The following is a 17295-nucleotide window of genomic DNA, read 5'->3' as shown; positions in this document are numbered from 1 at the left end:
GTGTTGGTGGCACAAGTAGGCTGCGTCAAGTTGACGCTAGAAATGGTTGGGGCGTTTGGTACAGCGTTGATTGTTAGACTCAATACTTGTGAGATACATCCTGTTTGGGTGTTTTTAGCAGTTACTGAGTAAGTATTAGGCGAGAGTTGACTAAAAGTAGCACTTGTTTGATAATTTACACCATTAACACTGTATTGGATATTGGCTCCAGTTGGAGCGGTGACAGTAATAGTGCCTGAAGAAGTAGCACAGTCAGGTTGAGCAGTGACCGAAGCCGTTGGCGCTGGGAATGCACCACATCCTACCGTGATTACCACATCATTATTGTCCGCACCTCCGGTATATGAAATCGTTGCATTGAGTCCACTTCCTCTAAAATTAGAAATTGTGGCTCCTTGGGCTAGACCATTGAATGTACCTACGATAGCATCCGTACCGTCGTTGTTGACAATGGTGAAGGTTTCGCCGCCAGTGGGGGTGTACGAACCAGAAAAGACAAGGTTAAGACCCGTCAAATTGACCTCACCTGCCACATTCAGCTGTGAATAGGTACTACCTGTTCCGTCCCCAATGGTGGTACCGTTGATGGCAATTTCTAAATCACTAGCACTGGCAAAGGAAAGTGTACTGGCGGTTACATCGGTACCGTTGAAAGTAGGTTTTACCGCTTTGGTAGAAGCGCCTGGGTCAAGTAATAATGTGCCACCTCCAGTGTTAATTCCTCCTCCACTGATAGCCACATCTCCATTGCTGATAAGCTGCATATTGGTAGAAGTAGGGCGAGTTACCCCAATTCCAACGGTGATGTCTCCTGCGGCAGCATCGCCGATGATGAGTGTTCCCGTGCTAATTCTGTCCAGTTCAGAGTCGGATAAGATAAGGGGAGCATTTGTCCCATCGGGGGCAAAAGAAATATCAATAGCCGCACCCGCCGTAAAGGGCTTTAAGGTGACAGAGCTTGCAGAATTGGTGCGGATGGCGGGTGAATCAACGATGTATAAACTATTGGTAATGATATTGATATTGCCTCCGTTTACTTCCGTAGTGATACTGGAGATAGGGGCAGCGTTTTGTTTTGTCATGTAGATTCCATACGTAAACACACTTGGACTGCCTGGTTTGCCCGTGAGAGCGATGTCTCCTCCCGTCGATTTAATCAAGCCTTCTAGCTCCATACCGTGGTTTCCGAAACCAGTGGCTGGGCTACCTTCGCCAGTGATCGTTACACTGCCAGTTCCTCCTGCTGACACTTCGCCGCTTTCGCGCAAGAAAAGACCGGTACTTAATTGACTTGCACCCGTTCCTCCACCATAAGCATTGACAGTGACATTGCCGCCTACGGAGGTGATTTTAGCCGAATTTTGTACGGAAACTCCTACGTTGGTGTTTCCCGTTGGGAGTGTAGCACCGCGCCCAGTGACAGTAACTGCCCCTGTTCCCGCAGAGGTAATCTCGCCTGAGAGGACGATGTTTACCCCGATATTTGTACCGCTTGTGCCCGTTCCTCCTCCCGTTCCTTCCACGTTTACGGCTCCCCCTAAAGAGGTTATTTTAGCCGTACTTCCCTGAATGAAAATACCATGGTTAGAGTTTCCACTCGAAGCACCGCCGTTACCAACTACCGTGACGGTATTGTGGCCACCATAGATTACTCCTCCAAAGTTCAAACTGATACCTACTTGGCTACCCGAGGCGTCATTTCCTCCCTTGCCTTTGACCGTCAAAAGTCCCGAACCTAACACTTGCAATTGCGTACTACTGTTCATGGAAATACCTATAAAATTGCCAGTAGTCGGGGTTGCTTGTTGGTTTGCTTCTATTGTGAGGTTACCATTGTTGGTTCCAAGGGTACTACCGTTATTAAAAATTACATTTTTGCTTACTTTGAGGGTTATTGTTCCCGTTCCTTGTGTCAAAACATTAGAATTAACGGCAAACGTAATAGCATCAACTCCAGGGTTAGCATCATCGTTTTGTAGATCCACATCTAGGTTAGCATTTGTGGTAAAAGTAATGTCTCCGTTAAAATTCACTTGGTCGTCGCCTGTGCCTCCATTGATGGTAAGCGAGGGAAGAACCTCGCTGCTGAAGGCTCCCACGTTGATAATATCACTGCCGTTAGCAGTATTTACGGTGATGCTTTGTAAACCACTCAGGGCTACATCGGCAGGGAAGTTGGTGGTAGTACCATTATTCAAACTAAACTTCTTGCCAGTTACATTGAAACGAATGTTACTACCATTTTGGCTAATGTCTAGTGTCTCTCCTGTACCTGTTACGTCTGTAATGATGAGATTGTTGCCCGACGTGCTAATGGTGTAGTCGGGAGATAAGCAGCTAAAATCTTGTGTGTCACCCGTGATAGTCCAACCTTTGTTGGTGGTCAGATTGGTGCGAGCCGCTTGGGCAGCGCAGTATTTGAGTGGTGAGGCATCGCCGAGGTCTTTGTTGGTGAAGCCACCGTTGTTCCAACCCGTGAGCGTGGCATCGTAGTTGTCCACCGATAAGCCTGAGTTGCTGAGCATATCGGTCATGTCAGTTACTAAACTGATGTTCAAAGAGCCTAAGTTTTGATTGAAAGCCCTTGCACCGGCAAACATTTCTGACATATTGGTTACGGCAGCGGTATTCCAAGTACTTATATCTCGGTTAAAATCCCTTGCAGCGACAAACATTTCTGACATATTAGTCACGGCAGCGGTGTTCCAAGTGTCTATATTTTGGTTAAAAGCCCTTGCTCTGGCAAACATTTCTGACATATTAGTCACGGCAGCGGTAGTGAAACTGCTTGGCAGGGCTTGGTTGTAGTTACTGCAACCAGAAAACATCGCACTCATATTGGTTACGGCAGCGGTGTTGAAACTGCTTGGCAGGGCTTGGTTATAGTCCAAACAATTCCGAAACATGAAGCTCATGTCAGTTACGGCAGCGGTGTTGAAACTGCTCGGTAAGGCTTGGTTGTAGTTGATACAACCATCAAACATACCTCTCATATTCGTAACAGACACCGTGTTAAAACTTAGCGGTAAGACCTGATTGTAAGCCCTGCAGTCAGCAAACATATCAGTCATGTCGGTTACAGCAGCGGTGTTGAAACTGCTCGGTAAGGCGTGATTGTAGTTGAAGCAACCATCAAACATACTACTCATATTGGTTACGGCAGCGGTATTAAAACTGCTCGGTAAGGCTTGGTTGTAGGCACTGCAACCCTCAAACATACTACTCATATTGGTTACGGCAGCGGTATTAAAACTGCTCGGTAAGGTCTCGTTATAGTCGATACAACGATAAAATAGATGACTCATATCGGTGACAGAAGCTGTACTGAAACTGTTGGGTAAGGCTTTGTTATAGTCACTGCAATTAGAAAACATATTATTCATCTTGGTTACCTGGGCCGTATTGAAAGTGCTGGGCAGGACTTGGTTATAGATAGTGCAACCACTAAACATATAACTCATATCGGTGACAGCGGTGGTATTGAATCCTACGGGTAAAGCTTGATTGAAGCTACGGCAATTGGCAAACATAAAACTCATATCCGTAACGGCGGCGGTATTGGGCACATCGGTGGCGTTGAGTACCATGTTCTCACAGCCCCAGAAAGCCTTTCCCATACTTGCCCAAACAATGCTGCCCCACTGTTGGATGGACAATAGTTTACGCCTGTCGCCTTCAATGTTAAAGTATATTCTGGGAAAATCACCTCGAATGGCTACCGTATATGTACCCGCCGTACCGTAGTCATGGGTGGCGTTGCCTGAGATACCAAACTCGTCAAAAACCCCATCGTTGTTCCAGTCCACGTCGTAGTTGTAGCCCGTGCCCGTGGTCGGAATTGTGATGGAAGTACTGTTGGAGGTACCTGCATTGTCGGTTTTCCAAGTGGTGATAAACGAACACGAAGCGGGCAAATTGAGGCTTCGGCTGCCCGTGGCTGTGGTAGTGCCAATGGCAAAATCAGAATATTCACCCGCCCCTAAGCCTGAGAGCGTAAAGCTACCATTGGCAGCGACGGTCACGGTGGTAGTAGCAGCAACGGTATTCTTTTTATAGGTAAGAGTTTGGCTTCCCGCCGCAATGCCTGTACTCGTAAATGAAATACTACCCGTTCCGCCACAGGTCGTAGGGTTAACACCGCCTTGGAGATTGATTTCAGCCACGCTCCCCAAACGAATGGAAACCGAGTTAGCATCCAAACCAAAATTTGCCACGGCAATATCCTGCTTGCCATCGCCGTTGAAGTCGCCAACGGCTACACTGACTGGACTCGACCCAACACTCACATTGGTCGTGCCGCTGAAGCCGCCGAGACCATCGCCCAGACGAATGGAAACCGTATTGCTAGTATTATTTGCCACGGCAATATCCTGCTTGCCATCGCCGTTGAAATCGCCAATGGCTACACTGTTTGGGGCATTTCCAACACTCATATTCGTCGTGCCGCTGAAGCCGCCCAGCCCGTTACCTAGGCGAATGGAAACCGAATTAGCACTCCCACCCCCATTTGCCGCGGCAATATCCTGCCAGCCATCGCCGTTGAAGTCGCCAACCGCTACACTGAGTGGACTCAACCCAACACTCACCTCGGTCGTGCCACTGAAACCGCCCGCGCCATCACCCAGACGAATGGAAACCGTATTGTTAGCAAAATTTGCCGTGGCAATATCCTGCCATCCATCGCCGTTGAAGTCGCCAACGGCTACACTTTGTGGACCATTTCCAACACTCACATTGGTCGTGCCGCTGAAGCCGCCCAGACCGTCGCCCAAACGAATCGAAACCGTATTGTTAGCAAAATTTGTCGCGGCAAAATCCTGCTTGCCATCGCCGTTGAAGTCGCCAACGGCTACACTGAATGACCCCGACCCAACCGCCACGTCGGTCGTGCCGCTGAAGCTACCCAGGCCGTCACCCAGTCGAATGGAAGCATTATTATTACCATTATTTACGGTGACAAAATCCTGCTTGCCATCGCCGTTGAAGTCGCCAACAGCTACACTTTGTGGACTGTTTCCAACACTCACGTTAGTCGTGCCGCTGAAGCCGCCAGCGCCATCACCCAAACGAATCGAAACCAAATTGCTACCAGCATTTACCGCAGCAATATCCTGCCAGCCATCGCTGTTGAAGTCGCCAACAGCTACACTTAGTGGAAATGAACCCACCGCTACGTCGGTCGTGCCGCTGAAAGTACCCTGGCTAAAAGTGGGGTTGGTCACCGTAAGGGTAAAAGTAGTGGTCGTGGATGCTGCCCCATTAAATGCTTTCACCGTAACGGCGTACACCCCCGCCTGCATGGCTTTGGTCACCGTCAATACCCCCGTCGTGGGGTTGACCGCCAATACCCCCGTGAAAGGCGTATTGACATTGTTATTGGTATAAGCCACAATAGAAGTGGCATTGGTGGGGGCAGCCGAAGGCGTGATGACCGCATTTTGCCCCGCAACCACGGAAGTAGCGGGATACGTGCCCAGCGTAGGAATAAGTGTTCCCGTTCCCGTCACCGCAAAATCATACATCGCTTCGTCGCCATCATCGTTGTTGACGGTAATGGTGGCATTTTGAGGCCCCGTTGCCGTGGGTGAAAAGGTCACCGTGAAAGTTGCCGAACTGCTGGCAGCGATGGTAGCGGGAAGCGTTAAACCGCCCACGACAAACAGCCCGCTGCTAGAGCCAATGCTGCTGACGTTGAGTGGGCCAGTACCTGTATTTTGAATGGTGAAGGTTTTTGCTCCATTGCTACTCACATTTACGTTCCCAAAATCAGTTCCTTTGTCCGTTGTGGGCGTGTTGTCACCATCGGGGATATTGGCAAGGGGTGAACCGCCTTGGAGATTGATTTCAGCCACCGCTGCCGAAGCCACCGTGATCACCACATCATTGTTGTCCGAACCTCCGGTATATGAAATCGTTGCATTTAGTCCACTTCCTCTAAAATTAGAAATCGTGGCTCCTTGTGCTAGACTGTTGAACGTACCTACGATAGCATCTGTACCGTCGTTGTTGACAATGGTGAAGGTTTCGCCGCCAGTGGGGGTGTACGAACCAGAAAAGACAAGGTTAAGACCCGTCAAATTGACCTCGCCTGCCACGTTGAGCTGTGAATAGGTATTACTTGTTCCGTCCCCAATGGTGGTACCGTTGATGGCAATTTCTAAATCATTAGCACTGGCAAACGAAAGTGTACTTGCGGTTACATCGGTACCGTTTAAGGTAGGTTTTACTGCCGCAGGTGAAGCACCTGGGTCGAGCAATAATGTGGCACCTCCAGTGTTGAATCCACCACCACTGATGAGGACGTCGCCCCCACTGACGAGTTGCACATTGGTGCTGGCTGGGCGAGTGATGGTTTGTGAAACCGTAATGTTGCCACTGTTGGCATTACCGATGATGAGGGTGCCCGTGGTAATTTGGTCTAATTCAGTATCGCTGAAGCCCAGTGGCCCAGCAATGGTATTCGAACTTGTACCTAGGTTGATTTGCACGTTGTTGGTATATGGCCGCAGGGTGGTGCTCGCAGTTCCTTGCGTGCTGACAGTGCTACCCAAATTCATGCTATTGGCAATGAGGGTGATGTTGCCACCATTGGTAGCAGTAGTGATAGCTGCCGAATTAGCGTTGCTGATGCCAATACTATTTGAACTTCCACCTTCGATACCCGTTATGCTGACGTTGCCCCCTCCCGAAGTGATTTGGGTATTGGGGTCACTCAGATAAATTCCATAGTTGTTGTTGCCAGTGGTTGGCCCTCCTGTACCTTGCACCGTCACCGTGCCACTACCACCTGCTGTAATGGTACCACCCAATTCCTGCCAAATACCGTAATTGTTGGTACCAGAGCCAGAACCTCCGCCTATTCCGGTCACAGTTACATTTCCACCAGAGGATGTTATAAAAGTAGTTGCCGAACCTGCTACGTAAACCCCCGCATTAAAATTGCCACTGCCCGATCCACCCGTACCATTTACGCTCACATTCCCACTACTCCCCGCACTAATGGTTCCATTGGTACCTACTACTACCCCTCGGCAAGTAGAACTGGCACCTGCACTGCCACCCAAACCTATTACGGATACATTCCCGCCCAAAGAGGTGATACGGGCATTTGTGCCTGTTACATATACACCAATATTTCCATTGGCCGATGCAGCCCCCGCTGAACCTTCGATGGTTGCCGTGCCACTGGTACCCCCACTAATCAATCCACCGTTTTGGACAATTACTCCATATTGATTGATTGAAGCATCGTTGCCACTTTTGCCTTTAACGGTAAGTGTACCAGTACCGTTGACCCTTACCGTAGCCCCACTAATCAGTACTCCGATAAAGTTGCCTGTACTAGCTGTGGCCTGTTGGTTGGCTTCCAAAGTCAGATTTCCATTGGTGGTTTCGAGCGAAGCAGTACCATTGTTGAAGACAATGTTGCGACTCACTTTTATCACCGCAGCACCAGTACCAGAGAGCACTAAATTGGCACTGTTTGTAAAAGAAACCTGATCAGTGCCAGGGGTAGCATCGTCATTTTGCAAATCCACATCTAGGTTAGCATTGGTGGCAAAAGTAATGTCTCCGTTAAAATTCACTTGGTCGTCGCCTGTGCCGCCATTGATGGTCAGACTAGGTAGGTTGGCAGTGAATGCCGCTACGTTGATGATGTCATTGCCCGTAGCGGTATTGATTGTGATCGAATTAGCGCCTGAAAGGGCGACATCCGCTGGAAAATTCTGGGTTAGTCCTCCATTCAAAGAATAAGTACGTCCAGCTACATTAAACTGGATATTGGATCCGTTTTGAGTGGCACTGAGTGTTTCTCCATTGCCCGCTACGTCGGTAATGACGATGGCACCCGCAGTAGTAGTGATGGTGTAATCGGGTGAACAAATGCCACCTTCGTCAATGGTACCATCGCAGTTGTTGTCGATGCCATCACAGATTTCTGTCGCTCCGGGTTTAATCGCAAAATTGTTGTCGTTGCAGTCGCCACTGGTTGCCGACAATTCAGTAGCTAACTTATATCCAACAGGCCTCAAACATTGCGTGATGCTTGCTGCACCAGTCTCGGCATATTGATCATTGTCGGAATCTTTGTACCATACCTGACCGGGTTTTTCCAAAGCATCGCTGTCGTCGCAGTCGGTGTTGTCGGTCACATAGCCGCTGGGTTGGCTACACGCTTGTTGGCTCACTGCAGGGTTGCCAAAACCATCGTTGTCGGCGTCGGCATAATAGGTCGTAGGAGTAGTACTGCCCGTTTGTGCTTCGTAAGCCCCCATATCATAGCCCCCAAAAGCTGGGCGAGCGTTATTGTCCAAATCGGTGCTAGGGGCACCGCTTGAAGTACCCGAATTTCGCGCAGGAGAACAATTCTGTAGCCGCAGGTCACCACCCGCTGCATCCACAAACAGTGGATCGGTATTAAAAAGTGTATTATCAACTGAGGCACCTGAAGGAGCACTAGCGCCATTGATGAGGCTATAAGAAAGCGTCATAACTGCCATGTTCTCCAGCAGGATTTCGTTGGGATTTTGCCATACAATACAATTGCGGAGCAGCATGGAAGTGTGGCTAATGCTTGTGTTGTAAGCGATCGCCCCTCCACCATTGGTAGCGTCGTTATCGTAAAAAGTGCAATTGGTAAATGCAGCAGTGATTCGGCCAGCAGAAGCACCATTGGCATAATAGGCACCACCTTTCCCCCCGCTCGTGTTGTTCATAAACACACAATTGGTAAAGGTATGATTTACAGTACCCGAATTGAGGCCATTGACGTGAACTGCGGCTCCTCCGGCGGTAGTGCTGTTGTTGTCCCTAAAAACACAATTTGAAAAAGTAGCCGTTCCATTTCCACTTTGGGCGAATTCATGATAAGCGCCACTTTGGTTACTACCGGTGGAGGTATTATTGGAAAAAGTACAATTACTTACAGTGGTGCTTGTCATTCCTCCGTTTGAGTTGGAATGGATGCCGGGAGCATCAAAATTATCCGTGTTGCCAGAGATACTGGAATTTTCTACCAACAAAGTAGCCTTCCCCGCAGAGAAAGAACTAAGATTACCTCTGTTCAATATGGCCGAGCCCGTATTGCCCTGAATTTTACAGTTGCGAATAGTGGCGCTGCTGCCAAAAGGGTAACCAGTTCCTTCATTAAAAATGCCATTTTCGGCACCAGCACCAAGCGTAAAGCCGTCTACTGTAACTCCATTGGCTACATTCTGGACGTGAACAACAATTTTGGCATTTGATCCCTGTACATGGCTTGAAGTGACTGCGGGGCTGGCACTGTCGTTGTTGTCAATATCACCACTCAGCACCGTTTCATTCAAGCTGACGTTTCTTTGTGTGAGCAGGGTTTCCGTACCGGCAAAGCCTCCATAGATCGCCACCGGGAAGTCTACATAAAAGGTCTTGTTCGTCGCATCACTGGGGCTTGCATTGCCACTTTTGTCTTTAGAAGGTTTATACGTACCGGCTGCCACCCAAATTTCCTGAATATTGCTGCATCCACGCGCATAATCAATGGCGCTTTGCAGGCTAGTGTAGGCGTTCGTCCAGGAGGTACCGTTATTACTGCCACTGGCATTGTGTTTGACGTACAAGCGTGTGGCCCCACCGCATGAAGAGGTTGCTGCTTGGGTAAAAATGTTGAAATATAGGATATCACCATTGGTTCCAACCGGGGAGTTGTTAATGTAACCCTGACCACCGGTGTAAAAGTTGGTTGTATTGCGAAAAACAGTAATAGAATTGGTCACGGAAGAGGTCGAAACCCGAAAAGTGTACTGACTTCCCCCAGTGAAAGCTCTGGACCCACTGCCACCTGCAATATTGATAAAAGTATAAGTAGCCCCGATATCGGTAAGCGTGATGCCCGTTTGGGTATACTGTAAGGTTCCCCCGAACCCGTCCCCCTGAAAAATTTCCAATGTCCACACTGCGCCGCCAACACTGGTAAAGGAACCAACATCAACCACAAGGCCAGCAAAAACCCCTGAGCAGCCCGCGCCCATCGTAAGGCTCTGCGCAAAGTTAGCGGTACCAATTCCACTTGAGCCACCTATGGGACCATCCGTGCCTACGCAGAATGTCTGACTAAACGCGGTTGTCGTACCACAAAGAAAAATAAACAAAAAATGTAGAAATGGTGTAAATAGGTTTTTCATTGGCAGAAAAGTTTAAATGAGTTTAACATGAGTCGGTAGCAGAAAAAGGAGGTAGAAACATTTCGTCAAACATTTCCGTAATCCTCCTTCCCTTTCTACCACGAAAGTGTCAGCCATAACAGCCCTAAAAAGGCAAAGCTAAAGAGAGAATGGTTATTGCAACTTATCAGGAGCGATAGGCGCGGGGACTACATTGGAGACTGGCTTGGTGCTTTTTAAGTAAGCAAATACCGCTTTCATGTCTTCGTCGGCCATGTTGATGTAGTTGGGCCAAGGCATAGGAGGGAGCAATGGGCGGGCCGTCGCAATTCCTTTTGATTTGCCTTGGGTGAGTGCGATTTTGAATTGCTCATACGACCATGTCCCAATTCCCGTAGGATCGGAAGTAAGATTGGCCGCAAAACTCATGCCCCAGGGGCCAATGCTAGACGTACCATCGCCTCCAAAAAGCATCCAACCATTTTTCAAAGCGTCGGGGACGTTTTTACCAATAGGGCGGTCGGCTGGATAACCCGATAAATGAAGCTCCGCGATAACCTCTGGCCCTTGTGGACCCATTTTTTTGGGAGAGTGGCAATCTTGGCACCCTAAAATACCAACCAAATACTCACCCCTTTTGATAATAGCCGAGTCTGACAAAGGAGCTGTGGCAGCGGTATCTTGGGTGTGGTCAGTTGATTGGGTACAGCTTACTACCATAACGATAGAAAATAAAGAGAGTGCGAGAGCGAAGTTGCGTAATGAGTTCATGACAGATAGTAAAATAAAAAACATAAGGGTTTATGAAAAAGAGAGAGAGGTAATTAGTAAGAAAATGGGGGTTAGAGAAATATCCTCCAACCACTCCATTTAAGCTTCATTGAGTAGGGCAATGAAAATTTTTATTGCATTATCATAAGGTCTTCCATACTGACCACGATATCGTCGCCTTCTTGCTTGATGCTGTATTTCATGGGGAAATAACCAGCCTTGGCAAACTTGCTAGGAAGCGGAATGTTTTTGGAAAGATTAGGCTTACTTTTAAGAAACTCGTGCGAAACCATCGGCTCAATAAAAGTGACTTTTCCGTCATAAGAGCCATAGATAAGGGTTTCGGTAAATTTCCCTTTTCCCGCCAATTCAGGAGACGCAGGGTCGGCCCAGTGAACGCCCATTTCAGGAACTCCTGCTGGAAGTCTTATATAATTGCTGGGTAAAAAACCCGCCGCAGGGAGGTTGTCAAACTTGGCGGGTGCTGCAGTGTAAAGAGGAATCGCTTTGCGTTCGGCCAAAGGCTGCCAATAAAAGTGCATATCAAAATGCGCCAAGTCATATACCCCCGGAGGCTCATGCCCCGTATGCAGATAGTCGAGCATGATGTGGTCAAAAGGTATTTTGCCGATGGCTTCATTAGGAAACGCCAGTACAAGCGCAACACCTGCATGAGGAAGGTTGTCAAGCGCTCCTTTGGTGAGGGTAAAGCCTACCGAAGTGGGTTGATTGTCGGCTGAGAATTTTGCCCAAGAATAGGCTTTGCCGTTGCCGATAGTTTGTTCGGCACCTTTATAGACAGAAGCCGAAGGTGTTTGGTCTTTGGTGCTGCAGCTTACTAAAAATGTAGCAAGCACCGTCAAAAGTAAAAGTAAGTTTTTCATAACGTGAGAAATTAAAAATTCAAAAACTAACAGAGTATCAAATGAGCGAATACTTGCTACGAAACTTGTCAGCAAAGTTGGGGTAATTTATAAGAAGGGTGTTAGCACGTATGTGCCAATCTTTTCCTCATTTGTCCCAATTTGCAGTAGTGGAATGAGTAAGATGCTGGTAGAAAAAAAGATTAATAATCTTTCCTCATTTTTGATAATCTTTTCCTCGTTTTGAACTTTTTTCTTGTATTAGGCTCAAAATTGATAGTTTAGGAAAAGCCCTATTTCCAATCTGAAGGATTTTTTCCAAACTTTTCAAAAAACATTTTGGAAAAATAAGGAAGGCTCTCAAACCCTACTTGATAAGCAACCTCAGACACCGTTTTTTCATTTTTTTGGAGTAAGGTGGCCGCTACTAGAAGCCGATAGTTTCGTACGTATTCAGTAATAGTTTGATTGGTCAACGCTTTTATTTTGCGTCGAAGCTGCACTGACGTAATTGCCATTTGTTCGGCAAATGAATCTACATTGAAGTTGCTATCGCTCAGGTTTTGTTGGATGATATGGTTGGCTTTTTCTAAGAAGGGATCAATGGGTTGAGGCTCAGTATCCTTGCTGAATTGAGAGGTAGAGATACTGTATTTTTCTTGTAAAAGCTGACGCTGCTGCCGCAAATTCTGAACGCGTATCTTTAGTTCTTCTGCATTGAAGGGCTTGGAGATATAATCGTCGGCACCTAAACTTAGCCCTTCGAGGCGGTCTTCGAGGCTTGCCTTGGCGGTAAGCATGATTACGGGAATATGGTTGGTACGGAGGTCTGTTTTGATGGATTGACAAAAACCGAAGCCATCTAAGTGAGGCATCATGAGGTCACATATGATAATATCGGGTAGGTACTCGTTGACTTTATCCAGACCTTCTTGCCCGTCGCGAGCTTCTATCACTTGATAATTTCCCTCAAAAATGCTTCTCACATATAAGCGTAAATCGGGATTGTCTTCCACAATGAGCAGTATCGGCTCCGTGCCATTGCTTGAAGGCTTGGGCGACGCTATGATAGGCGTAGAAAATGGAAGGGTAGAAGAGAGCGCTAGAAGTTCGGTGGGAGCTTCTGACGAAGCTTGCTCCAAGTCAAAAGGAATAGATACTTTAAAAGTAGTTCCTTGGGCCAATACACTACTTACTTCAATGTGTCCTTTGAGTACATCTACCATTTCTTTGACCAGGGCCAATCCAATCCCGGTTCCTTCATAATTGCGGCGATTGCTATCATCGACTTGATAAAATCGATCAAAAATACGAGGAAGCCGCTCCGCTTCGATTCCGATGCCATTGTCGGAAATAGTAAGCGTCATTCTCTCCTCGGTTTGGTCTTTCAGTAAGTGAGTGGTGTACTCTACAGTAGCCGTAATGCGGCCATTGGCGGCCGTAAATTTGAAAGCGTTTGAGAGTAAATTAGTGATAATTTTTTCTATTTTGTCGGCATCGAAGTATACAATATGATTGATACGATTTTGACCGTACTGAAAAATAATGTTTTTGCTTTGCGCCAAAGATTCGAATGAGGCAAAGAGCTGCCTCAAAAACAAAGCAATATCTCCTTGTTGGGCATGCGACTTCATCTCTCCTGCTTCTAGTTTTGATAAATCTAGAAGCTGATTGATGAGCGTTTGGAGCCTTATTAGGTTTTGCTGCATCATTTGAATAATGCTTTCTTGGGGGTATTTTTGTTTTAAATCCTCAAGAGGGCCTACCAAAAGCGTAAGAGGGGTGCGAAATTCATGTGAAATATTAGTAAAAAAGCGAGTTTTGAGCGTATCTAGTTCGGCCAATCGCTCCGTTTCTTTGTTTGTATAAAACAATTGTTGTTGCAATCTTACCCGATTTAACTGACTTTGATACCAACGGTATACAATCCATCCAAACAGCACTATGTACAAAACATAAGCCCACCAAGTACGATAAATAGGAGGAGAAATACGAATTTTGAGCATGACAGGCTTACTCCATACTTCGCCGTTGAGGGAGCCCATCACATTAAAAGTATAATCTCCCGCCGGTAGCTGTCCATAGTTGGCGAAGCGATTTGTGCCGGCTTCAACCCATTTATTGTCGATGCCGTCGAGGCGGTATCTGAATCTATTTTTGACGGAATTGGTGAAATCCATGACGCCAAATTCCAATGTAACGAGGTTTTGGTCATGTTTTAATTGCAAAATGGAGCATGTTTCGATGGGTTTATCCAAAATTCCACTTTCATCGTTTACCTCTACAGGTTGATTATTGATTTTAAGATTGATGATTTTGGTAATAGGAGTAGAATGATTTTGATTTAGTTCTGATGCTTTAAACAATGTCACGCCATTGATTCCCCCAAAAAGCAGTGTACCATCGGGTGCTTTATAATAAGAGTTGGTGTTAAATTCATTGTCTTGTAAGCCATCAGATTTATTAAAGTTGTTGAATATGAGTGTTTTGGGGTTGAGGCAGGCTATGCCTCGATTGGTGCTCATCCAGAGATTGTGGTCATCGCCCTCCACAATCCCATAGACAACCTTATTAGGTAGTCCTTGGGCTTCGGTAAAATGCTCAAATTCAGAAGTTTGTTTTTTTAGTTTTTCCAAACCACCACCTTTAGTGCTGACCCACAGGTATTTATCAGGAGATACGGGGTCATTAATCATTCCTGATACAAAATCATTACTTAAGCTTTTTCGGTCGGTTTTACTGTTTTTGTAGAGAGAGAACGTGGGTTTTGTGAGAAAATTAGTAGCCTTGATCAGACCTTTTTGAGTGGCAATCCAAAGCGTATTTTTATCTTGGTAGAGGGCATAAGTTTGCACAATAACGCCGCTTTTGGGAAGTAAATGCTTATAGCTATACGTTTGAAATTTTTCAGTGGAAGGGTCGAAAGTGAATAATTTACCATCAAAAAGCCCTATCCATATACGCCCGTCGGAAGTTTCGAGGAGCCTAGCACTAAAATCTGGAATTATCCCTCCCAACGGAACCCTATACTGCTTGATATACTTCCAATTTTTATCAAACAAAACCAAGTTACGTGGCTCTTGCTCGCGGAGGTTGGATAGTACCCAAAACTGCTGTTTATGATCTTGAAGGAGGGCGTCGTGCCCGAATTTGTGATCATCAATAGGAGCTGGTAACGACTCTGGTTGATTGGTCTCAGTATTGAGTCTATAAAATTGGTAGGAGGGAAAATAGTTGGCGTGAAAATAGACTCGTTTTTGTTGGTCTTGAAACAAAGCCCCTGACGAATACTTGGGTAGATAAGAACGAAATTGTTTGATATGAGGATTGAACTTGACGAGCCCATATCCTCGTGTACCTCCCCATATATTACCGGCTTTATCGCGAATGAGGAGGTTGAGGTGGGGAGAATTGGGTGGGAGTACGGCATAAGCATTTTCGGGCGTTAATGCTTTTATTTTTAATAAATCATCTGGCTTAAACAGCCAAAGATGCAGTTGGTTGGTAATGAGCAGTGTCCCGTCTTCGAGTTGATTTAATACCGAAAGATCTTCTCCTTGTGGAAATGGAATAAAATACTTTGAACCAAGCACATTGCAATATATCTGCTGTGAAGCAATGGACCATAGCCGATTTTTATGATCACTAAGGCATTTGAAGAAAGAAGAGTTTGTATTGAAATGCCCTACAAAAAAATCGGGATATTTATGATTATAAAGACCCTTGGCGTATGCCATGCCCAAAGATTGTTTCTCATTGCGAATAGGGATTTTATCGACAAAGTTTTGGGGTGAAACAGACTTTACCAAATGGCTAAAATCTATTTGATTGGGATATCCTTTTGGAAGGGTAATTTTGAAAATTTTATTAGCTACGTCGGTCATTACCCAAATCGAGCCGTCATTATTGGTCAGAAGGCGAAGAATATTATAATTGCTAGCTTCTTTTTGGGTATTGTCAACGATATTGGCATGATAAAACTTCCCATTTTGAGGGTCATAGAGATTGAGGCCGTCTTTTTCAGTACCAATCCAAATTCGACCTTGCGAATCTTGCAATAGGCTAGTACAGGTATTGCCCGAAATGCTATTTTCATTGTAAGGATCGTGAGTAAAAACCTTAAAATTGTAGCCGTCATAGCGGTTAAGACCATCTTTTGTGGCTATCCACAAAAAACCTTCGCGGTCTTGCATAAGGTCATAAATCATTCCTTGCGAAAGACCATCTGCGATACTAATGGATTGCCAAGCAGTTTCTTGAGCAAAGCTAACGATTGAGTAAAGTAAAAAAATCCAAAAAAAACGCATGGATATAGAGTTTCATTCAACATCAAAGTAAATAAAAAATAATATCAGAGGAGCAATTTCCTGTCAGTTTGTCGCCGCTAGAAAGTAAAAAAGCACCCTAAGTCATTATGGATTAAGAAAACTTGGGTGTAAGTATAATTTCTTCTATAATAAAAAAGCGACGACTAGGGTCGGCGCTTTTCGCAATCAATAAAATTAAAGTAGGGTAAATTGTCATTCAGGTTTGACAACTTTAATGGTTGTCGTTTTAAGACGGGTTTTAACGTTGAGTAAATAAATACCCGATTTTAAAGTAGTGATATCAAGGTTTTCGGTAAGGTTAGGAATCGTCGCGTAAATATGATGAGACAGTAAAGTTTGTCCGGTCATGCTCAACAATTGAAATTCGACTTTTTGGTTGGCCACATCAACTAGTTTAACGGAAATGTGGCGACCAACAGGATTGGGAGCTACGACTGCCCAATCATCAAGCGAAACTTCTTCTGCTGAAGCAATTCTGGCGTTACAGTTAGCTATGGAGACCGTTTTTGAACCCGTCATGGTTCTATTACAACTAGTAGTAGCTTGAGTTGCGACGACGGTATAAGTGCCTGCGAGTGTCTGATTACCAAACAAAATGGCATTGCCTGTACCAGCGACTGGGCTGCCTATATTGCTATTGCTACGGCGCAGCTGATAGACAAATCCTTCTTGTGACCCTGACAGGCCGATATTGACTCCCGCTCCACCTTTGCAATAGCTACCTCCTCCAGTGAGTGAAAATGTAGAGGGTGTGATTCCGATAATAACATTTGCACTGCTATTCATCGTAGCAACGCAACTACCTTGAATAGATGCCTCAATTGTATAATTACCGCTCTGTTGGATACCAGTGAAAACAATGATGTTTCCAGTACCATTTTTAGGCGTACCTACTGGGGAATTATTATGGAATAATTGATAAGAGACATGGCTCTCCGAACTACTAAGTAATATAGAAGTAGAAGGAAGGTTTCCTCCTTCTGTAGTACAAATGCTTCCACCTCCTCCTACAGTGAAGGCAATGGGATAGGCATTTGCTATGACGGAGGCACTGCTGGTCATGTCTTTGGTACAACTGGTAGAAGCGTTGGTGGCGACGACGGTGTAAGTTCCTGCGGCCGTTTGGTTGCCAAACGAAATGGCATTTCCTGTTCCTGCGACCACATTACCGACATTTGCGTTGTCTTTTTT

General features: G+C 45.9%; 5 protein-coding genes. All 5 read right to left on the bottom strand.

Annotated elements, in window-relative coordinates; genetic code table 11:
- On the bottom strand, window positions 1-10163 hold a 10163-nt coding region (locus tag G563_RS36575), incomplete at its 3' end, for a BspA family leucine-rich repeat surface protein (RefSeq protein WP_037328883.1).
- Between the two features lie 153 nt (window positions 10164-10316).
- Window positions 10317-10913 carry a c-type cytochrome gene (locus tag G563_RS0133200; protein ID WP_028669130.1) on the bottom strand — a complete coding sequence of 199 codons (597 nt, stop codon included), beginning with the start codon at window positions 10911-10913 and terminating at the stop codon, window positions 10317-10319.
- A 131-nt stretch (window positions 10914-11044) separates the two neighbouring features.
- A complete protein-coding gene (locus G563_RS0133195) occupies window positions 11045-11797 on the bottom strand; it encodes a DUF5602 domain-containing protein (RefSeq protein ID WP_028669129.1) in 753 nt (250 codons plus the stop codon).
- 272 nt (window positions 11798-12069) lie between these two features.
- Window positions 12070-16083 (bottom strand): hybrid sensor histidine kinase/response regulator transcription factor, encoded by a 4014-nt coding sequence (locus G563_RS0133190; protein ID WP_028669128.1) that lies wholly within the window; start codon window positions 16081-16083, stop codon window positions 12070-12072.
- A gap of 213 nt (window positions 16084-16296) precedes the next feature.
- A partial coding sequence (locus G563_RS36570) for a T9SS type A sorting domain-containing protein (RefSeq protein WP_037328881.1) occupies window positions 16297-17295 on the bottom strand: 999 nt, incomplete at its 5' end.

It is taken from the genome of Runella zeae DSM 19591 (assembly GCF_000423565.1).
Taxonomy (GTDB): Bacteria; Bacteroidota; Bacteroidia; order Cytophagales; family Spirosomataceae; genus Runella; species Runella zeae.
The sequence above is the reverse complement of the archived record's forward strand: the minus strand, read 5'-3'. Positions and strand labels throughout refer to the sequence as shown.